Annotated in this window: 18 protein-coding genes and 1 pseudogene; 10 read left to right on the forward strand and 9 right to left on the reverse strand. The window is 66.3% G+C overall.

Translation table 11 applies throughout. The features are described 5' to 3' along the window. Positions 1-223: 223 nt before the first annotated feature. From A5780_RS41260 to A5780_RS24030, 5 genes and pseudogenes are all read left to right on the forward strand, one after another. Positions 224-350, forward strand: a pseudogene (locus A5780_RS41260) (nucleotidyltransferase domain-containing protein); the annotation flags it as partial. Positions 351-491: 141 nt separating this feature from the next. Further along, positions 492-1352 (forward strand): hypothetical protein, encoded by an 861-nt coding sequence (locus tag A5780_RS24010; protein WP_156769629.1) that lies wholly within the window; start codon positions 492-494, stop codon positions 1350-1352. 1257 nt (positions 1353-2609) lie between these two features. Continuing rightward, a complete protein-coding gene (gene rmuC / locus A5780_RS24020; RefSeq protein ID WP_197521845.1) occupies positions 2610-4013 on the forward strand; it encodes a DNA recombination protein RmuC in 1404 nt (467 codons plus the stop codon). Between the two features lie 66 nt (positions 4014-4079). Then, complete coding sequence (locus tag A5780_RS24025) at positions 4080-4454, forward strand: hypothetical protein (RefSeq protein ID WP_156769630.1); 375 nt, start codon at positions 4080-4082, stop codon at positions 4452-4454. 452 nt (positions 4455-4906) lie between these two features. Continuing rightward, a complete protein-coding gene (locus A5780_RS24030) occupies positions 4907-5149 on the forward strand; it encodes a hypothetical protein (protein WP_064909680.1) in 243 nt (80 codons plus the stop codon). A 188-nt stretch (positions 5150-5337) separates the two neighbouring features. On the opposite strand, the gene A5780_RS24035 is transcribed toward A5780_RS24030, so the two are convergent. The 6 genes from A5780_RS24035 to A5780_RS24060 are packed head-to-tail and all read right to left on the reverse strand — an operon-like array spanning position 5338 to position 10225. Further along, positions 5338-5814, reverse strand: a complete 477-nt coding sequence (locus tag A5780_RS24035) for a GNAT family N-acetyltransferase (RefSeq protein WP_064909681.1) — start codon at positions 5812-5814, stop codon at positions 5338-5340. Then, the gene (locus A5780_RS24040) at positions 5811-6362 is read right to left on the reverse strand and encodes an ATP-binding protein (RefSeq protein ID WP_197521846.1); all 552 of its coding nucleotides are present in this window, start codon (positions 6360-6362) and stop codon (positions 5811-5813) included. The genes A5780_RS24035 and A5780_RS24040 overlap by 4 nt, the downstream gene beginning before the upstream one ends. Then, positions 6329-7186, reverse strand: coding sequence for a hypothetical protein (locus tag A5780_RS24045; protein ID WP_062969183.1), 858 nt, complete (start codon positions 7184-7186; stop codon positions 6329-6331). Before A5780_RS24045 ends, A5780_RS24040 begins: the two co-directional genes overlap by 34 nt. Beyond that, positions 7183-8364: a hypothetical protein gene (locus A5780_RS24050; RefSeq protein ID WP_064909682.1), complete on the reverse strand. Its 1182-nt coding sequence runs from the start codon at positions 8362-8364 to the stop codon at positions 7183-7185. The genes A5780_RS24045 and A5780_RS24050 overlap by 4 nt, the downstream gene beginning before the upstream one ends. Beyond that, positions 8361-9065 (reverse strand): hypothetical protein, encoded by a 705-nt coding sequence (locus A5780_RS24055; protein ID WP_062969179.1) that lies wholly within the window; start codon positions 9063-9065, stop codon positions 8361-8363. Before A5780_RS24055 ends, A5780_RS24050 begins: the two co-directional genes overlap by 4 nt. Next, positions 9062-10225, reverse strand: a complete 1164-nt coding sequence (locus tag A5780_RS24060; RefSeq protein ID WP_197521847.1) for a glycosyltransferase family 4 protein — start codon at positions 10223-10225, stop codon at positions 9062-9064. Before A5780_RS24060 ends, A5780_RS24055 begins: the two co-directional genes overlap by 4 nt. 152 nt (positions 10226-10377) lie before the next feature. On the opposite strand from A5780_RS24060, the gene A5780_RS41265 reads away from it, so the two are divergent. From A5780_RS41265 to A5780_RS41270, 3 genes are all read left to right on the forward strand, one after another. Continuing rightward, entirely contained in the window at positions 10378-10881 is a 504-nt protein-coding gene (locus A5780_RS41265; RefSeq protein ID WP_197521848.1) for a helix-turn-helix transcriptional regulator, read from the forward strand. 458 nt (positions 10882-11339) lie between these two features. After that, the gene (locus A5780_RS24070; RefSeq protein WP_062969221.1) at positions 11340-11909 is read left to right on the forward strand and encodes a peptide deformylase; all 570 of its coding nucleotides are present in this window, start codon (positions 11340-11342) and stop codon (positions 11907-11909) included. Positions 11910-12050: 141 nt separating this feature from the next. Then, entirely contained in the window at positions 12051-12644 is a 594-nt protein-coding gene (locus A5780_RS41270; protein ID WP_197521849.1) for a hypothetical protein, read from the forward strand. A gap of 202 nt (positions 12645-12846) precedes the next feature. Here the strand turns inward: A5780_RS41270 and A5780_RS24080 are convergent, their stop codons facing one another. After that, positions 12847-13761, reverse strand: a complete 915-nt coding sequence (locus A5780_RS24080) for a hypothetical protein (RefSeq protein WP_064909683.1) — start codon at positions 13759-13761, stop codon at positions 12847-12849. Continuing rightward, on the reverse strand, positions 13758-14072 hold the full coding sequence (locus A5780_RS24085) for a hypothetical protein (protein ID WP_156769631.1): 315 nt from the start codon (positions 14070-14072) through the stop codon (positions 13758-13760). The genes A5780_RS24080 and A5780_RS24085 overlap by 4 nt, the downstream gene beginning before the upstream one ends. A 450-nt stretch (positions 14073-14522) precedes the next feature. Here A5780_RS24085 and A5780_RS24090 point away from each other — a divergent pair, with 450 nt between their 5' ends. After that, complete coding sequence (locus tag A5780_RS24090) at positions 14523-14942, forward strand: hypothetical protein (protein ID WP_064909685.1); 420 nt, start codon at positions 14523-14525, stop codon at positions 14940-14942. A gap of 93 nt (positions 14943-15035) precedes the next feature. Here the strand turns inward: A5780_RS24090 and A5780_RS24095 are convergent, their stop codons facing one another. Then, positions 15036-15884, reverse strand: a complete 849-nt coding sequence (locus tag A5780_RS24095) for a TIGR02391 family protein (RefSeq protein ID WP_064909686.1) — start codon at positions 15882-15884, stop codon at positions 15036-15038. Between the two features lie 1118 nt (positions 15885-17002). On the opposite strand from A5780_RS24095, the gene A5780_RS24100 reads away from it, so the two are divergent. Continuing rightward, positions 17003-20626: a hypothetical protein gene (locus A5780_RS24100; RefSeq protein ID WP_156769632.1), complete on the forward strand. Its 3624-nt coding sequence runs from the start codon at positions 17003-17005 to the stop codon at positions 20624-20626. The last annotated feature ends 376 nt before the right edge of the window (positions 20627-21002 follow it).

The following is a 21002-nucleotide window of genomic DNA, read 5'->3' on the forward strand; positions in this document are numbered from 1 at the left end:
CCGGTGGGTGGGGTTTTCGACCAGATCTGAACGAGTTCGCCGGAGGCGTGGTCGAAGTCGGTGCGGACCACCGCGGCATGCCCGGCAGGGGCGACATAGCCGATCCGGTCACCGGCGGCCAGGCCGGCGCGCGACTTCAACCGGATCCGGGTGCGCGGCACAACGGGCATCGGTTGAGCTTGTCATTCACGCCTCGCCAAGGCTTGGGTGGGATAGCCGCGAGGCACGCCACGGCCGGTTCCACTGTGCCCCTGATGTTCCACCTGACTGGAATCCCCAGCTATCTCCTGGTCGCAGAACTGGCCCACAACCACGTCCTACACGGCCAACTCCCACATCCGCACTACCCGCAGGAGGTTCACGCTGACCTGCTGAGGATGCCCCCGTTGTCGTAGGCCATAGCTGCCGTTGGAGGTCGCGGGTCGTGGTCGTCGACGCCGGCAATGCCATTCGATATCGCGTTGCGCCAAGGGCGAGCGTGGGAGAACGATGTGGCCATGGATGTGGGTTGGTGCCGCCACTGCGGTGATGAGACGGAGATGAGCCGCGAGCATATTCCCCCCGAAGCGACCGGCAACGACTCCGCGGTCACGCTGTATCAGCAGTTCGGGAATGAGGTCAAAGTGTTCCGCGAGTTCACGAATGGCCACGCGCTCGAAACCTTGTGCGTGGACTGCAATGGGGGCGCGAGCGAGCGCGGTCTCCCGCAGGCGTACACCGCGTGGCATCAGGACGTCCTCGGCCACGTACACCGGTGCGGTGCAGCCTACCGACAAGTCACCGGTGGCGATCCGAATGATTTGTGGAGCCTGACCCGCCCCGATGGCGCCGCGTTCACGCTTCCGTTAGAACACGGCCGTGGTGTCGATCGCGAGTCGCTGAACAACCTGCATCCGGGACGAATCGCCCGCCAAATCCTCGGCGGCATCCTTGCCGTGCAAGATACCCGCCGCCTGCTCGCTGACCATCCGCAACTGCAAGCCGCCTACTTCAACGACGAACCTACCTCCATCGCGCCGTTCACCCTGCACGTCGCCCTCGCCAATGTCGGCACGGCCTACATGGATACCAGCGCCTCGACAATCACGATCGACCTGGTCACCGGCGCCTCGACCGCCGACGAGTGCTGGATCCTGGCGCTCTCACCGTTCCTGATGATTCTGGTCAACGGTGACGAGTCGCCGGTCACCGCGACTCGCATCGATCACTGGTTCCAGCGATCCACCAAGGCGACCTTCGGCCGACGCCAGGACCGGACCGTGAACTATCCCATCGCCCGCCGCGACGAACTGCTCGTGAACACCCTTTACGACGGCCTGGACCGTCTGCCGCCGAACCCACCGGACCAGTAGGCACGAAACTCCCAGTGCTGCGATCTGAAACCGGCCACCCGTCGTCGGCTCCGTCACGGTCGGCAGCCGCCTGCGCCACCCGCGAATCCATCTGTCGCCGTGATTGTTTCATTCAGACGGACCTTGTGTCTCGCAATCCACTCAACGACGGATGCCGCAGTCTGCCCGCGTGAGTCCAATGTATCGACATGGGTACTTCTTTCTTTGTCGGTACCCGGCGCCTTGTGCGAGACTGCTGGCACGCGCGCGGTCTCCGAGGATCGGGCCGCCGGATGGGGGTCTTATGAACGAGCGGCTGGATCAGTACTTCGCCCAGTTCGAATACAACTGGTGCAGGAACTGTGGAGAGAAGCGCGAAGCTCTCGAGCTCGTCCCGTTCAGGTGCCCAGTCTGCAACGAGGTGCTCGTTGAGGAACCACTTCCGCCCGGCATGTGATAAGCAGCATCTGATCCTCTGATCCTGTCGGTGCCCGGCGCGATGGCTGGTAGGTCGAGTTTCTGGTGAGCTTGTATTCCTCGACCTCGACCGCCAGCGAGGTGACGCCGGGCGGCATCCGCCAGGCCTACCATCACCAGGAGGTTCCTCGAATCGAATGCAAGTTCGATCAAAACGTGCTGGGGTTCAACAAGATCGGCCGCATGTGTCGGTGCCGCCGACTACGTCGTGGACTCCCGACCCGGATACCGCGGTGCAGCCATCGATGCCGACCGGAATGCGGTACTCCTATGAGGATCACTACAACGCCTGGCGGCCCAGCTACACCTCGACCGGCTACCGGCCGCCGGCGGGCCCGCGCCCGCCGGGACAACATCCGCCGTTTCCCCGCGGGCTGCTCGATCCCTATGCTACGTCGGTGACCGAGGTGCCCGCCCCGTCTGCGGTTGGTCCAGCGCAGGCGGAGGTTCCGTCGATGACCCCCGGAACCGCTCGGCCGTGTTACCCGCTGCAACCGGACTGCTGAAGCCGGCGAAACCGCTACCAACGTTGCCGGGCAACGACTTTCGTGACACGATGCTGACATCATTCGCTGGGATGATCCTATGTCTTAGTCCCCCAAGCCATTTCCGCGCCAGCCAGCGACAATGCGGCCGGAATCGGTGAGGTGCGGTCTCGGCTGGCGAAACATGTCGGTGGGGTGTGGCATGCTCTGCGCCGATCGACACCTCCGAGTTCTGGTCGATCGTCTGCGTCACCTTAACCGGCTCTGTTTTGGTAGGGCCGGTGCCCGAAATCATTTCAGTCATGGAGGGTTTGGCGTGATCAGTTCGATTGCTTTCACTATCGTCGTTGTCATCGTCGCTGTGCTGGCAGCGGGTGCCGGGTACATGGTCTCGCGTGGCGGCCCCGACGGCGCCGAGGAACGTGCCCGCCACGAACATCAGCAGGCTGAACGGGCGCGTAGCGAACGCGACACCGCGGTGGCGCAGGTCCAGGCGTTGCAGCAGCAGCTACAGGAAGCCGCTACCGTGCGGGGTGGCCTGCAAGCTCAGCTGGATGGGGAGCGGCAAAAGTACGCCGATCAGCTTGACCTACTGCGCGGCGCTCAGGAGGAGATGCAGGACACCGTCCGGCAGATGGCCGGGGAGGTGTTGGCACAGTCCGGTTCTCAGCTGATTCAGCGGTTCACCGAGATGACCGATCATCGTGCGAAGGCTACGGCCGGGGAGATGGATCAGCGCAAGAGCGCGATCGAAGCCATGGTCACTCCGCTGCGTCAGGAGCTGGACAAGCTCTATACCAAGGTGCAGACATTCCACGAAAGCGGTATCGGCGCGTTTTCGGCGGTCGCCGAGCAGGTGAAGATGGCCAATAACACCAGCGAACGGCTCCGAAAGGAGACCGAGCAACTGGTCACCGCGCTGCGCAAGCCGGGAGTTCGCGGGCAGTGGGGCGAGCTTCAACTGCGCACTCTCGTGGAGGCGGCCGGCATGGTCGAGCACGTCGACTTCGAGCAGCAAGTGCATGTCGTCACCGACGGCGACAGCAAGAATGTGCGGCCGGACATGGTGATCAACCTCGGGGGCGGCAAGACCATCGTGGTCGATGCGAAAGCACCGTTCGGGGCATTCCTGGACGCGCAGGATGCCGACGATGAGGCTGCCCGCCAGGAGCGTGTCGCCGCGCATGCGCGCAACGTCCGCAGGCACGTCGAACAGCTTGCGGGCAAACAGTATTGGGCACAGTTCGCGCGCACGCCGGAATTCGTGGTGATGTTCCTGCCCGCCGATGCCTTCCTGCACGCGGCTCTGGACCATGACCCCGGGCTGTGGGATCACGCGATCCGCAGCAAGATCATCATCGCTACCCCGACGAATCTGCTGATGTCACTGCGCACGGTCGCCTACATGTGGCAGAGGCATACACAGTCGGTAAACGCCGAGGAGATAGCGAAACTCGGACGTGAGCTGTATGGGCGAATCGCCACGATGGCCGATCACCTCAATGCTATGGGCGCCAGCCTGGGAAAAGCGGTCGACAACTTCAACAAAACTGTCGGCTCCTTCGAGGGCCGCGTAATTCCCGGCGCCCGGAAGATCGCCGAACTGCGTGGGGACGACCCGGCTTTGAAGGACCTGGCACCTGTCGAACGCAGTGTGCGAGCGCTGACGTTCCCGAGCACCGCCGGCCCCGCCCCCGACGGTGACACCGGCGTGGCATGATCTCACCACCGTCGGCGCGGACAATCCAGTCGGACCGGTGCCGTGGGCGGGCTATCGTTGTCGGGCATGGCAACCGCAACGATTTCGATGGATGATGCGCTGTTGGCGCGGATTCAGGATGCAGGCGGGGAGAATCTGTCGGAGTGGATCGCCGCGGCCTGCCGATCCAAGCTGCTGACCGACGCCGCCCGCGCGGCCCGTGAATGGGAGCGAACCCACCCGGACGAAGCCGCCGCCGCCCGCACACAGGACGCGGTGCGCGTGCTCGAAAGCGAGGCAGAACGCGAAATCGTCGAACATGCCGAGCAGGCGGCCCACACTCGACGTGGGGTGGGCACAGAACCGGGCATCGTCGACTATCTGGCCGCCTACGGCCACGTCCGGGCACTGCTTGAGCAGGCCGAGCAGCGATTGCGCGAACAGCTCAGCGGTGGGCGCTGACCGAGTCACGCTACGCGGTGCCGACACCCGAGCAGGTCGACGCCCTGATGAACAACCCGGATCTGCTCTGGGAAGACGTGCCCGCGCCGAGGCTCCGCCGGTGATGAGCGAGGCCAACGCGACCGAGTCGCTGCGCCAGGCGGGCAAACAGAACGACCGCTTCGTGTCGGCGCCGTATGCCACCGTCATCTGATGCAGGACCGGATGCCCGAGCTACGCATCGAGGATGGCCGTGTGATCACCGCGCCGGGAGTGGCGCTGATGTGGCTGCCTGTCGACGGTGAGGTTGTCGCGAAGATTCCTCCACGCAAAGGGAATCGGCGGTGGCTGCACAAGTCGGTGCGTATCCGCTCCCCAGACCTGGACGGCGACCGGCGGTACCTGCGCCGCAGCTGCCTGACCCGGCTGGTCATCGCAGCCGTCGAACGCTACGGCCCGTGGTCCCTCGGGACATGGCGAAGCTGTCGCGCTGCACCCGGTCCTGTCTGGACGCGACAGGGATGGACTGCGGTTGCGCGTGCGTGGGACTGTTCTGCGCCCGCTGCGGGGAGACGACCGCTTTCCCCGCCGGTGTCGCGACCCCCGACGGCCTGGGCGAGGTCCGCACCTGCGAGAACGACTGCGGTCAGCAGATCACCACACCTCTACTGGTGTGGACCGACGACAAAAACGCCGAGGTCACCTTCGAAAGCTGACTACGGAGAAAGGAATTCGGTATGTGGCGCCGGGACTGTACAGGCCCGGCCCCACGCCGCAGGTTGCCCTGGCGCGGCCATCGGCTCGGTCGTCCCTGGTAGCTGGGCTCTGTCGATGGCTGATGGTTCGATACCTGCCGAGGCCGCGGTCGAGGACGGCCCTGGTGTGTGGTTCCGGGGCCGTCCGTTCAGCTCAGCAGCTTCTCGTAGACCGCGCGGGTCTTGCCGGGCCCCTTGAAGTCGGTGATCACCGATACCTCGCCAATCGTGTGGTCACCGGCGACATTGGTGAACCCCAACATGGTCCACGCAGTGTGAGCTGCGTGGTTGTCGGGTTCGGAGGTCAGATACAACCGTCGACAGCCCCGGCCGATGCCGTGGTCGGCAACCGTGGCGATCAACGCACGGGTGATGCCGCGGCGCCGGTAGTCGGGGTGGGTGATGACGTCCTGGAGGTAGATGTCGGCGGGGTCGTCCTGGCTGCGGAACGCGATCACCGCGCCGGCGATCGCGCCGTCGACGACCGCGAGCGGGCAGGTGGTGGAGAACAGGGTGGCATACAGCCAGTAGTCGGAGCTGGTGCGCGGTGTGATGTAGGGGGCGCCGGTGCCCATCAGGTCGATGACCTCCCCGATGCGGGGCACCGACAGCGGCTCGATCCTCATTCCAGGATCGCGGTGGGGTCGCCACCGGTGTAGATGACGGCGTGCTCGTCCGGCTCGGGTGGGTCGAATCGGGCGAAGAAGTCGTCGAGTGCTTCCGGAGTGACTTCCAGGGCGTTGGCGTCCTCGCGCTTGTTGCGCTCGTCGAGGCGGCGCAGCAACTCGTCCTTGTCCACGGGCAGGTACACCAAAAGAGTTTTGGCGCCGAGGGATTCGGCGAACTCGCGCCAGGCGTCGCGGTCTGGGCGCAGCCACAACCCGTGATCGAGCACTACATCGTGACCCGCGGCGATCTCGGCGGCGAGCTGGTTGCGGATGTCGTCGACGACGGGGCGTTCTTTCTCGAAGTAGGTGTCATGGGGGTAGTCGACACCGTAGCGGCCGTGCCGGCGGAAGACTTCCTCGTCGACCGAGAGCCGGGTGAAGTCCTCGTCCGCGAGGGCCTTGGCGAGCACCGTCTTGCCGGAGCCGGTGATGCCGCACAACAAAATGACCCGTGACCGGTGCATTCGGATGATCACTCCTTGCTCGTCGGTGTCGGTGGCCGCCATTCGACCAGGATGTTACGGGCCTGCACCACCCAATTTTCAGACAGCTGGGCCAGGGTGGCAGGCCGGTAAGCCGGGCGCGGGTCGGTGGGGTCGAGGCGGCCGTGGTGGCGGCCGACGTGATCGATCAGCCGGGCGGCTTCCGACCGCACTGCGGGGGTGTGTTCGATCCATTCGCCGCTGCCGAAGCGGGTCACCCGCTGGCGCAGATCGGCAAGCACACCGCGCCTCCATTTGAAGTGGTGCACGCACACCAGCCGATCCGGATCCGGCCGATATCCGGGGGCACGGTGATTGCCCGAGGCCACCACGACATCGGAGCGCACCGCCACGATCTTGCGGGGATCACCACCGAGCAGCCGGTGGGTCAGGTGCCCGCCGAGCGGAAACACCTGATCCGGGTCGATGCCGACAGTGATCGGCGGAAGTGCGCCATCGCAGGTGATGCGGTCGAACAGCAGACCGCCGACCACCGGGCGCCCGCCGGTGTCGGCGGCGGCGATCGCATCATCGACGCCGCCGGGGAATTGGTGAAACTCGTCGGCGTCGGCGAGCAGATGCCAGCCGGGCCCGGCCAGAGTGCGCAGCCGTTCACGCAACTCGGTGTTGGTGTGCTCGTGCCACGGACCCGTGCTGGTCAGGGCCGGTCCGATGCCGAGATCGGCGGCGGTGCCCAGCAACGTGTCCCGATGGCGCGGGTGGACCTGTTCGGGGAAGTGGAATGCGATCAGGAACCGCTCGACGCCGATCCCTCGATAGTGGCTGGTCCAGGCGGTGAGCAGGCCAGGTTCGACGGGCCCGATCACCGCGATCACCGGCGGCGTCACCGCCCGTCCTCCGACAGCCGGCGATAGGTGTCGATAAGGAAGGCCGCCTGTTCGCTCGGGGTGGCCATGCCCAGGGACTTGCCCGCCGAGGCCGGTGGGCGCGGCATCCGCTCGTCGCTGAGGCCATCCAGCGCCATGGCCAGGCTGACCGGGGATCCGGCGGGCAACACCCGCACCCACCGGTGGCCGATTAGCTGATGGGTCAGGTCCGGGTCGTGGCCGGAGACGATCAGCGGCACGCCGAGGCGGGCCGCGCCGAGGACCAGCCCGGATTCCTTGCCGACGCCGCGATGGCGGATCACCAGGCTGGCGTCGGCCGCGGCGTACACCAGCCGCAGGATCTGTTCGGGGACCGGGCCGGGCTCCACACACAACCGGACCCGGGGCAGGCCCCGCCACCGGTCGAGGATCTGCTGGTCGATCGGGTGCCCGGTGACCAGCAGATGCAGCGGCTTACGGATGCGGGCCAGCGCCGCGTCCAAGGTGGCGATGTCCTTGTGCGACCACCAGCCGCCGACCAGGCACACCACCGTCGCATCCGCCGGAATCCCGAAAACATCTCGGGCGCCGTCGATCTCCGCGTCGGTCAACCGCTGCCCGTCGTCGACGGCATAGGTCCGCACCGCGGTCGCCAGCATCGGGAACCGGGTGCGCAGCTGCCGCGCTACGGCCTCGGTGGGACACACGAGCCCAACCGCGCCCGCGCGGCGGCGAAATAACTTGCCGAGCAACCGTAACGGCAGGTCTTCGGTGGTGGTGACCTCGTGTACGAACCGCAGATGCGCCACACCGCCCAACGCTGCGGCAAGAAGGTGCAGGCCCTCGCTGGCGGTCAGGATCACCACCGCACACCCGGATCCGCCCTCGTGGCGGGCGGTGCGTAGGCAGGCGCCCTCGACCAGGCAACGCCGGAGCAGTTCGATCTGGTGCGGGAGGCGGCGCAGCCGATCCGGCCACCATCGCGGGCCCAGCACCGCGCCGCTGCCGATGGCCAGCACCCGCGCCACGGCCGCACTACCGTCCAGCAGCTGCGCAGCCGGGCCGCACCGCCGCGCCGGGGTCACGATGAGGCTGTCCGGGCCTGCGGCGGCCAGCGCGTACAGAGTGTGCTGGTAGTGGCCGCCGACCCGATCCGCGTAGGGTTCGATCAGCACCAATCGTGTTGCGGGGCCGCTCATCCGGCAATCACCCGCTCACCGTAGGAGCTGGTGAACCGGTGGTGCAGCCACACCGGATCGTTGAGGTGGGTGAACCGGTCCGGGTCACGGCCGGCGTCGTGCGCGAACGCGATACCGTCGCGGGCGCCGAGTGCGGCGTAGGAGGCGAACTCGCCGGTGCGGGCCGACCGCCAGGCGGCGATCTTCTGCCGCGCGGACACGTCGTCCATGCCGTATTCGCTGCCGCGGGCGAGCATCGCGCACTCGCGGAACCCGGCACGCCAGGCGTGATACGGGCTCTGATTGAACCGGGTCATCCCCGCGGTTGCTTCGACAAATTCGACGCGGCCGGGCAGGGCGGCCAGGACATCGACCGCGTCTCCGAGCTGCCGCAACGCCTCGGCGCGGATCAGCTTCAGCCCGCCGTAGCCGTAGGACAAGCCGTTGAGCGGATTGCGGGCCCGCCAGACCCGCATCGACACGCCCTCGGCGAGGGGTTCGACTGCGGCAGAGCCGAATTCGTGGTCGATGGCGAAGTCGCCATCTGCGAGGAAGAACTGAGCGGTGTCGGTGAGTTCGGCGGTGAGCCGGTAGGCGCGGCGCATCGGCCGCACCCCGTGCAGGCGTTTCACTGTGCCGCCAAACACCCGCGCCAGCCGGGAGTGCAGCACGTCGGCGAGCGGTTCGTCATAGGACAGCTGAATCACGTCGAAGCCGGTCATCGCGAGATCGCCTCCCAATACGCGGCGGCGACGACGGCCGGGGTCAGGCAGGTGGTGGCGGCGTGGGCGCGTTTGGCGTGCAGCCGGTAGAACTCCTCGTCACCGGCCAGCCGGCGCGCGATGTCGATCGCCGCGTCGAGGCTGTCGAACAGCAGTTCCTCGTCGATGTGCTCGGCGAACCAGCCCATCCGGGGCGCGATCACCGGCAGCCCCATCGCCTGGCAGTCGATCACGCTCATCGACCACGGACAGCCCGCCCGCAACGGCGCGATCCCAAAATGCGCGCCCGCCAACAGATTCCGATACCGGGCACGGTCACCGTCGTCGGACACGACGTGCACGCCGGGCAGGGCGGCGAGCTGGGCGCGGTGGAATTCCGGGCTCGAGTCCAGGGCGACCCGGGCCGCACTGCGGTCACCGAACAGGTCGGTCACCCGAAGCCGCACGCTGGTCTCCGCGGTGAGGCGGGAGGCCAGCTCGGCGAATCGTGCGGTGCCGTAGTGCCGGTACAGTCGATGGTTGTAGACCCCGACAAGCGATGCGCCCCAGCCGTTTTCAGCCTCGGCAGGGTCGCGGACGAGGCGTTCGTCCCGGGGCGGTGGCACCACGGCGAGCCGCCCGCCCAGGTCGAGGCCGTGGCGTTCGGCGACCGCGAGGGTCCATGCCGAGGCGGCGGCCGAGTGCACCAGCACCCGGTCACACGCGGCCAGTCCGGCGCAGAACGCCAGCAGCACTGCCGGGCCGAGCCCGGCATCGTCCAGCGATGGATCCAGGTGCGTCGCACCGAGGTCGGTCACCGAGAACGGCAGATAGTGGCAGTAGCCGGCCACCAGCGCGGTGCGGCCGGTCTCGAGCAGGGCCGCGCGCACCGCGGGCGCTTGCTCGATCTGGTTGACCACCACCACATCCGGGCGAGCGCCGCCCACGATCGCCGCCAGCTGCTCGGCATCGGCGCCGAACCGGGCCCGGTACTTCGTGCCCGGCAGCGCGGTGCGCTCGAACCACACACGCTCATCGGAGACCCGTGCCGGGGCGGCGAAGGTGATATCCGCGCCGAGATCAGCCAACGCGGGCAACAGCAGTTCGGCGACGGTGAAGCCCGAATCGGCGCTCAGCCGGTCGGGGTTGGAGATATTGAGCAGATACAGCAACCGCATCATGTCCTCCACCAGGTGCGAAAGGCCGCAGCGGCGGGATCGCTGCCGCCGGGCCGGGGAACCCAGGAAAACGCTGGTGGTACACGTGAGGGAATGGTGAACTGAACTCATTCACGATTCACTCAACTCACGCACGCGCGGGGGGACGAAAAATCTTGAAAACACCGCAGCTCAAGGCCGCCCAGCAGGCGGCCGAGGCGTTCGCCGCCGAAGTCGCCTACTGGCGCGAGAACGCCGGCCTGGGCAAGAAAGCGCTGGCGGTGAAGATGGGGTTCGACCCGTCCTACGTCAGCCACATCGAGGCCGGACGGCACAAACCAACCGAGGACTTCGCCCGCAAGGCCGACGCCGCCCTCAACTCCGGAGACGCGATCTGGCGGCGCTGGCGCGACTTCGAGGCCGCCCGCGCCCACGGCGCCGGCGAGCACGCCGCGCCGCTGTCGCCGCGGCTGGATCCGGCATTGGCCGCCGCAGCGCTGGTGTGCGAGCACGACGCCGCCCCCTGGACTACGACGGAGCCATGTACCGGCTGGGAATGCGGCGGCTGCTGCGCAACACCGGCACCGAACCGGTCACCCGCTACCTCATCCGCATCGCGGTCGACCGCTACCCCGGCGAGCCCGACCAATCCCGCGCCCACTACCGGCAACACCCCCTGACCTGGGATGAACTCGCACTCACGGCCACCTGCCGCGGCGAGCCGATGCGATGGGAGATCAAACACGACCTCGATGCATTCAAGGAAGCGTGGCTGCTGTTCGAAAACACCGGCGGCCGCTTCCCGCTGTATCCGGGCGAGAGTGTCTGGATCGAGTACGAGTACAGCATCGGCGAGGACAAATGGGGCCGCTGGTTCCAGCGCGCCGTCCGGCTACCCACCGCCCGCCTGGAGGTGCAGATGACATTCCCCGCCAGCCTGGACCCAGTGGTGTGGGGCATTGAAACCTCCCCGACCGCTGATGCCCGCCCAATCGCGACCCCACCGGCACGCACCAACAACAATGAGGCAGCGGTGTTCACCTGGAACACGACCAGCCCGCCACTGCACACCCGCTACCGCATGGAATGGCGGTTCCGTTCACACCCGGAAAACCACTGAGCAGAAGGGAATTCGACCGTGATCGAGACCAACCCATCCCAGACCATGACCGAACTGGGCATCGTGCAAGCCGACGCCGATATCCTCGCCCGGCCCGCCCGCGCATTCACGCTGCCCGACGAAGCCGGCACCGCGGGTGGTGTCGTCGACGACCTGTTCGCCGCCATGGACCGCGTCGCCCGCGTGCACCCCTTCGCCAAGGGCATGGGCATCGCCGCCCCACAGATCGGCATCGACCGTTGCGCGGCCGTGGTCCGGCCCGCCGAGCCCACCGACACAGCGATCGTGCTGCTCAATCCCCGTGTCATCGACCAGTCCGACGACACCGACGAGCAGTACGAGGGTTGCCTGAGTTTCTTCGACGTGCGCGGGCTGGTGCCCCGGCCGCTGCACATCACCGTCGAAACCACCACGCTGGCCGGCGCACTCGTCACCACCGCCTACCACCACGGCCTCGCACGGCTACTGCTCCACGAGATCGACCATCTCGAAGGCCGGCTGTACACCGCGCGCATGCGCCACGGGATCAAGCCGATACCCGTCGAGGAATACCGGCTCAGCGGACAGAACTGGACCTACGAGCAGTGACACATTCCGAGGGCGAACATCGCAAATCCAGGCTCTAGTCTCTAGAATTTGAAGTCTAGAGTCTTGTGTAAATTGTTGCGTTGCTTGCCTTTTCGTCTAGAAAAGCTCCCGCCCGCGCTACGGGAATGTCAGACTGCGCCGATGTCAGGATTCACACGCGATACCTACCACTACGGCGACAAGCTGGTGTACGAGGCGCTGCACTCGAAATGGGACCGCTACCACGGCACCCACTGCCGGTGCGGCCGGGACTGGATCACCGCGCACGCCGAGCCCGCCGGATTCACCATCGTGCGCTCCGGCAGCGGGTTCACCGCCCTGACCGGACCCGGCCTGACCGAAGGCGTGGACGAGAGTGCCCTCACCGCGAACGCGCTATGGGAGGCCGTCACCAGCAAGCCCGGTACCCAGGACTGGCACGAGCAGGTCCGCGCCGTCGACCGCAGCCCCGAAACCCAGGCTGCACAGAAGGCCGCCAGTGACGCCTACTACGCCAAGCTGCGGGAACGCTCCGCCGCGGCCAAAATCGAACCCGCGACCGCCAAGCAGATCAAATACCTCGAGGCACTGGCCGCCAAGACCGACCCCGAGCGCTTCGACACCGAATTCGCCAAGGCCGTCAAGGGAACCGACATCAACCCGCGCGGCGAAGCCGAAACCACCGGCCGCGCCGTGCGGCGGCTGACCCGCGCCTCGGCCCGCAAACTCATCACCGCACTCGCCGGCCGCGCCTGAACAACAGCAACTCGTGACGAATCGGCACCACCGCGATACTCACGTAGCGTCTACGGCGCCGAGGGTTGATACCCCGACGGCACGGACAGTCTCCCGGCCGCCGAGGCACCTTGGCGCGTAAACGGTGGCCTGCTCACCACGCGGACGCCAACGACAGTTCGTTTGCGGATCCGACTGCAGGCACCCATATTCCTGTAGCCGATCAGCGGGGCAGCCTGACATCGATCGGGTCCCGGTCTACGCGCAAACCGACCCAGTGGGTGTAGGTGGGAGCAAAATCCGGGAGGTAAAGGTCGTGGTAGTGCACCGTGGCCACCAGTCTGGGCTCGACCCAGTGCGCCGGCACGTCGGCCCACTGCGGCGGCTCGGCGAAGGAGCTGGCTTCTTGGGCGATTTCGTCCAGTTGTGCCTGCAGTTCTCGCCGCTGCGAGGGCGAGAACCCGGTGCTGACGGTCCCGGTGTGGACCAGCTCATCGGAAGCGTCGTAGGCGCCGAGGATCAGCGCGCCGAACAGCCGGTCCCGCGGTCGGCTAAGCGATGGGATCCACCCTCCGACAACAGCGTCCGTGGTTTGTCGTGTCCGTCGTCCTGCCTGGCGGCAGCGGTCACTGCAGAATTTTCGCGGTCGGCCACCAGACAGCTCCAGGCGGCAACGGCATACCGGGCACAGCCCCCAGGCCCAGTGGTCCTGCCGTTGCCGGAGAATATTCCACTGCTGATGCCACCCGCACCACTCGAGGGTTTGATCCATGCGCGGGCCGCGGGCCCGGATGCAGACGTTGCCAACGACTGGCGTGGCTACCTTCTCGACACTCCAGGACTGAGTCAGCAGGTCGGCGATCCACCGATTCTCTGGCTCCGCCAGGGCCGCCAGCGATTGATGGAACAGCGCGTTGACCTCCTCGCGGCCGAGGCTTCGCGGGACCGGAAGGTTCGGCAGATCCTCGATAGCGATCTCGAAGATCGTTCGGCCTTCGTAGACGAGCCGCATGATGTCGGCGTCGCATCCGGGCACCGTGGCAAGCAGAGTCGAAATGATCGAATGGCGGATCGCCTCGGAACTTTCCCGGTCGAATTGCTCCGGGGTGGGGTCACGATGGCTGCGGCGCCGTGTCACTGGGTCTCCTCCGCCGAATCACCCTCGGTCGGTCCGGCATCGGCCGGCGAGCCAAGGCTATCGGCGGGCGGTCCGTCGGGCAGCGTAGATCTGTCGTGACTGCCGCCGGGAAGTGCTTCCCTGTCACTGCCGTGATCGTCGGCACTGCGGCGGCGGTGGATACCGAAGGCAGCGGCAAACGACGCGAAGATCTCGGGGATGTCCTCCCGATCGGCGCGCATCAGCGCGATCAGCGTGACTACACCGACCATGGCCGTGAAGACCACCATCGGCCAAATCCCCTGAGCAAGAAGAGTTCTGATGACTTCCACGCGGGCTCCTTCGGGCACAAAAAAAGCCCCCAGCTGGCGCTGAGGGCTTCGGATCGATGCGGGTGACGGATACAAAAAACCCCGACCACTTCGGTGTCGGGGTGAGGACACAAATGTCCCCTCGTTTCCGAGGGTAGCAGTTGAATCTGCTGGCGCGCAACGCAATAGGGGTTTGCGCTGCTCATGGCAGGTTTCTGCGGGCTTTCAGCGCCGTCCGTCCCGAAAAGCACCAGTCTTGTTTCGAGGCTCCAAGGCGGCGTAAATGCCCTGGTGGGAACTCGGCCACTCGGGCGGAACTTCTCGCGCTTACGTGACAACTGCGCGCGTTACACACGAAAGTAGGAGTTTCAGGGCCCGCGCGTACGGCCGTAGATGTCTGACCCACGGTGGCCCCTGTGTCGTCGTCCGGATGTGCGGCGGCGACGAATCTGATGTGTGCATGCCCGTGACGTGCGTATCGGGCAGACCTACGTGGTGCTGGTACCTCACCGATTACCGGCCGCCCGCTACCCCGACCGTGAGCGGCCCGGGTTGTCGATGTGGGTGGCCAGGCTGCTGGCCGGCGCCCGGTTCCGGCTCACCGTCACCAGCATCGACTGCGACGCCGATCCGGCCACGGTCGAGGGGCTGCGACTGATCGAACGCGCCCACGCCGACATCGAACTCACCAACAGCCAGGCCGCCGCCCTCGGCCTGGCGACCGGGCAGGGCTACCGCGTCACCGGAATGCTGGTCGACCACACCGGTCGCCCGGCTCACATCCCCTCGCTGGAAACCCTCCGGGTCCCGGTGCGGTGGCTGTACCCGCCCGAGGATCCGCGGCTGCAACGCGCCACCCACCGCGACGCCGACCGGTGGCCCTACATCTAGATCGACAACCGGAACGCTGGGTTAACGCATTCCACCGATCGAATTCAGAGGCAGGTTCGAGGTTCTGCAGTGCCATCGCTGCCGCAGGCGCCCTCACGCCTGATCAGTTTCGAGCTGCGGCGCTTCGACCCGCTCGCAGGTGTCGACCCATCCGGCGAGCAGGCTGAGGGTGCCGAGCCGTTCGAGCGCGTCTTGCTCAGACATCTTCTCCGTCGAATGGGCTGCGCCGTTTCGGATCGTCATCTGGACACCAGGTGCGAACAACCTGAGTCCGTCATTCATCGACTTCACGTCGCGGTCCTCGGGTTGGCCAGGCCAACGGAGGCGGATTTCTCCCGGCTTAGCGGCGGAGTTGGAGAACGCATGTTGCCACACCGACGTTTCTGCGATGTCTCGCCGTTTGACGAGGGTCTTTACCTTGTCGACCAAGGCTTCCGCCGCCGCGGCCACAGCCTCGCGATAGTGACCGTCATCCCACAGAGGTCTAGCTGCACCCCAGACGGTGGGGTGCATCTCGGCGGGACCGGCCGGTCGCGGCTGCTCGATCTTGGCCGCCTCGATCATCTCATCGAGTGAGCCGATGATCTGCCCGCAAGCGATCAGCACGTTCTCCGGTTCCAACACAGGTTTGGGGTGGGTGACCGAAGACCACGCAGCGATAGGGTCAATGAGGCGACTCTGGCCCTCAATGCTGTACCTGACCTCGGTAAGCAGCGCGGCCCGCCGAGCACGGCCCGCAGCCTCGGCGACCTGCTCCGCGATCTCGGTTACCTGCTCGGGAGTGACGCCTTCACGCCGCGTGACAGCCGGAATTATCCCTCGACCGAATCCGGCTTCGGTCGTTGGAACGTGCAGCGCGAGGAACTCTCGGAACTTGCTCCGAAACTCGCGCACCGCATCCTGCGTGGTGCGTAGGTAATCGGGATCTTGTGAGGCGTCCATAGTGCCTTCGATCCTGCCTCTTTCGTTGTATGAAGCCTATGACTTCCAGGCGACTTCGCCGTCCGTCGTCACGTAGGAAGTACCTACAGCGATCGGGCTGTAAGAACAAATCCGCCCCAAATTCGGTGGTCAGGCAAGCACCGAACAGGTCACTGATCACCGCTGGCGGTGGCTCTTCGGCGGTTCGATCATCGCGGTGTTGCGGGCCGCGCGGGTGCGAAGGCCGTGCCGTGCTGACGCACCATATGGTTCGGGGGCCTGAGGCTGCGGGGCTGACTGGGCGGCTGGCCCGGAAATAGGTAGCGCGCGCCCCTGCGGGCTGGCTGGGTCCGCAACGATCGCGCTGGTTGCTGGATGAGTGCCTCGATCAGGACGCCCCGCTTCGGGGGCAGGCTTCTCAACGGTCAGGTAGACATTGGTGTCGTCGCGCCCGAAGCCCACGGTGCGGGCAGTCCAGCTTTGGTTCGCGGGCGAACCGCCACTCCCTCTTGTAGGCTTCACAAACCGGGACCTGTTCCGGCACAACATCTTCGACCTCAATTGCATCGATCGGTGACACACCGGGAAGTGGTGCGATGACCAGAGAAACACCGGTGGATCGAGCTCGTCTGCCCGAGCCGCAGGAACGGCTCAGGACATCGTTCAGGTCGGCGATCAAGGATTTGAGGTCGGCCAACCGCCACCATGATTTCGAGCGCTTGTGTGTCGCGCACGCTCGACAACGCTTCGATCCCAGCCTCAGCGAATCGGTTGGGCCGGTCAGTGCGGGCGGAGACCGCGGCCGCGACGGTTTCAGCCGCTGGACCGCTCTCGATGAGGACGCGGCCTCGTTCGCGGCCACGTTCCAGCCACCCGGCACGACCACGACAGTCGTGGCTTGCACCACCACGCTGCCCGACCGGCTGCCGGACAAACTGAAATCCGATGTGACACAGATTCTTTCCGACAGCCTACCGTGTGGCCGGATTTTGTATTACACCGTCGAGTCCCTATCGGAGACGCAGTGGAGCCGTGCCAGTGACCGTGTCGACGTCGCTGGCGTCGACATCTACTATCGACGACCGGAGTTGTTCGCTGCAGCGGCCCGCCGAACACCGGATTCGATCTCCACACGTGCTGTGGAATTGGTGATCATCGACGGTTCGATGCTCGCCGATGACCTCAGCCGCCCGGAATTCGCGGCGCTGGCGATCGACGTTCTGCGCCTGCCACCGGCATTGCTGCCCATGCAGCACACCCTGACCGACATCCACGCCGTCGTCCGTGCCCGCGCGCTCTCGGCGATGGGCAGGCTCGACGACGAACAGAGCGCGGTGCGGTTTCACTCCGCGCTGGAAACCGAGCTGGCCGAACTCACCTGTCCCGACGCAACGAACACGCAGATCCAGGAGCTGCGGACCCTGCTCGCCGATGTCGAAGAGGGATGGCGCTACCCCTTCATCATCGACGTCACCGGGGACAACTCCGCACAGCGGCGCTCCGATGCCGCGATCCGCACCCTGTGGGACAACGCGATCCACCGCCTCGACACCTGTGAGGCCGTGTGCGGAACACAGCGCCCTACCCGCGCGGTGCCGCTGGCCCGCGAGATCGGATGGGCCGGTGAACTGTTGGGTGCGATCGACGAGTTGTCCACCGGGTGTGACGAGGTCGGCAGAGCTCTCGACGAGTCCGCGCAGTCAGCGGTCGGAGTGCCTCGCCGCCGCCGCATCTTCGATGTTCGACGGCGGTTGGACAGCGTGCAGGGCGCGATCGCGTCTCTGCGGCGGCGGTTGCGCGCCGAGGCGTGCGGCGTCGTGCTCATCGAGGGCGGGTGGGGAACCGGCAAGACTTACCATGCGGCGCAATTCGCACTCGACCGCATCGAGCAGGGCGCGCCCACCGTCTTCGTCAACGGCGCCATGTGGCGAGGCTCGACTCGCTCGTGGCTGACCGAGCTCGCCCGCTCGGTCGACACCGGAATCAGCGGCCGCGAATTCCTGGACGGGCTACGTCTGCACGCCGAAGCCAGCGGCCATCGAGCCGTGATCATCGTCGATGCCGTCAACGAAGCCGCCCCCGCGCACTGGCCTGGCCAGCTCGCGGAACTGGCGGCGCGAGTCGCGCCCTGCCCGGAAATCACCCTCATCGCGACACGACGCAATGACGAGGGCACCCCGACATCGCGACCCAACGCCCGGCAATCGCCGTGGGCGATCTACCCCCACCGCGGTGTCGACCCCGCACAGGCATGGCAGATCCTGCGGCGCTCCTTCGACTTGCCCCCGGTCGCCGCACCATGGACGATTCCCGACTACCGGCGTCCGCTCGTCTTGCGGATGTTCGCCCGCGTCCACAGCGGCAGCAGCGCCGACGCCGTGGCTCCGATGGCTCTCGGGGACCTATTTGCCAGCTGGATCGCCTTGCTGTCGCATGACTTTGCCGCTCAACACCCCTCGCATTCGCCGGGGATGTATGACCGCGGGGAACTACAGGTAGTTCTTCGTCACCTCGACAGCCGTCCCGGCCAGGCAGTCACTCGTGAGCAGATCCGCCGCAACGCCGACGGGTTGTCCAGCGCCGAGGTCGACCGCGCCGTCGATTTCCTGTGCTACGAGGGCGTGCTCGTCGACACCGAAGGCCGCCTCGAATACGGGCTGCAACGAATCGCCGAATTCCGGCACGCTCAAGCGTTACTCGATGCCCGGCTCCGGCGTGCTCCCTCCGCGCCGAGGCGGCGTGCCCGCAGAAAATGGACGGACCCGGATCCGATCACGCTGGCGATGGCCGAACTGTCACCGGCACATTCCGGTCACGAAGTTCTGCGTGGCCCTGCCTGGGCGTGGCGGGCGGGTATGCCCGAAGCGTTCATCCTGTCGCTGCAAGGACGCTCGATCAGCACCGTCTCGCCCACAACCGTAACGCTCGCGCGCAAGATGCTGGCCGTGCCAGCCCGAAGACTGGCGATCTGGATGTTCGCCATCCACAACTCGGTGACCGCCGGCCATCCACTCGGTGCCCGGTTCATCGATGAGGAACTGACACGCACGCCACCAACTCAACGCGCACAGCAATGGATCGAGGTACTCCACGCGATCGCCACCTTCGACGCGGAAGAAGAGGAAGACAGCGACCTCGCGGCAATCCTTGTGTGGATCAACCGCCGCGCCGACACCAACACGCTGGACCCGATTCACGCCGGCGAACTCGCCCGCATGCTCATGTGGTGGCTGGCGCTGCCACCCGGGGAAACCGCCGCCTCGGCCACACGCACCCTGGCCGCCGTGCTCGCCGCACAACCCCATCTCGCCGCTAGCCTGCTTGTTCACGCCCGCGCTTGCGGCGACGTCGACATCTACGCCGGGGTGTGGAACGCGGTGTACGGCGCGATCACCCGCGCCACAGCCACATCCGCCGCCGAAACCCTCGCCCTGGCAGCCCACGATCAGTTCCGCACCCGCCACGCGACGGCGGGAAGCCTGACGATGCATCTGCGACTGCACGTCGCGCTCTACCGCGCCCTCCACGCCGCCGGCCAGGTCCTCGACACGAAAGTATGCCCACCCACGCTGCATGAGCTGACATGCGCATACGCGAGCGTCTCCCGCGTTCGCTGGAGCCATCGCCGTGTGGGCGCCCACAGCGATCACATCGCGGTCGGGCCGTTGCGTGAGCTGCATGAACGATTCGCCGACGACAGCACAACCGGTTTCGACGAACAGGTCGGCCGAGCTGCGCAGCTCCTCGCCGAAGTCGCTGCACAGCACGCGATCCCCTACCGTGACCGCCTGCGGTTACGGCATCAATCGGTGAGCGTGCGGAAAAAGCTCAACGACCAGGCCATACAGATGTGGCTGGCCGAACTCTCGGCACGACACCGCTACCACGACCAGCTGCACCGCATCAACGGTCGCTGGGAGCCGCCACCGGCGGGCAGCGGGCGTTGGCTGGGTCCTGACGACGGCTACGACGAGTTGCCCGACCCCACCATCGATCTGGAAGTGCCGCTGTATGCCGCCGGGTCGATCGACCGCCGCGACGCCGGCAAACTCCCCATTCCCGCCGCGGTGTACGACCCGACCGGCTGCCACGACACCATCGACGGCGCCGACTTTTCTTTTATCGAGCCCGACGGCAGCCGATGGTGGGTTCTGGCAGGTGAATTCGTCATCGAGAACCGCGCATGCAGTCCACCGGTCAACCTGGGGCAGCTAATCAACTCAGCACCCGATACCCCCACCGCCAGCCAAGTTCGGCCCGCACTCACACGGACACGAAACACTACTCAGGTACGACTGCGTTCCTGGCTTGTCCACTCCGCAACGGGGAAGTCGAGCTCACTGCCGCTTCCGGCTAGCGCAGGGGACTTCGCCGCCGCCGAATGGGATACCCTCGCCCAGGCCATGACATGTCCACCTCCGACCGGTGCGGACGCGCGGGTGATCGCCTCGACCTGCTACTACTTCAACCCAGGACCGCAGCCGGATCGGTTCATGCTGATCGTGCCGACCGCGCAGTTCCGCGCTCTGCTCGATCTCACGTGGACCGGCAGACAGGTCACCTGCACCGACCCTCACGGCGACGTTCTTCAACAGCAGAGCATTGCCGACACCTACATGCTGCCGTTCGTGGCGATCAGCGACGGCCTCCGCACCCGAATCTCCCAGCAGGGCTACCGGATCGCGTGGGAGACCACACCGTTCCACGAACGCAACGGCTTCGACGAAACCAGCACGCACCGCTACTGGCTCGATCACTCCTGACCAACAACCAGCCACCATCCCAACCAGCTATCCCATCCACTGCGCAGCCAGCACAGTCCCGCCACGTCGTTCGTAAACCGCAGATTTCCGGGACGAACCGGCACGCCGCCGGCGAGCCGGTCGAATGCCCGTTGCAGGGCAACGCAACCCGCTGGCCCGCAAGGTCCATCCGCGCCACGACCAGCGACTACTCCCAGCGTTGGAACCAGAACCGTGGTGCTCCCCTGAAGTAGTGGACATCCGAGATAGCGGGACGGTCGGTCCCTGGACAGGATGTTCACCATGCCTCGTCCGCGTCGATCGTATTCACCCGAGTACCGGGTGGAAGCGGCATGTCAAGTTATCGATTCCGGCCGGTAGGTGCATGAGATCGCCC

Origin of the sequence: Nocardia sp. 852002-20019_SCH5090214 (assembly GCF_001665865.1) — a bacterium.
Lineage (GTDB): Bacteria > Actinomycetota > Actinomycetes > Mycobacteriales > Mycobacteriaceae > Nocardia > Nocardia nova.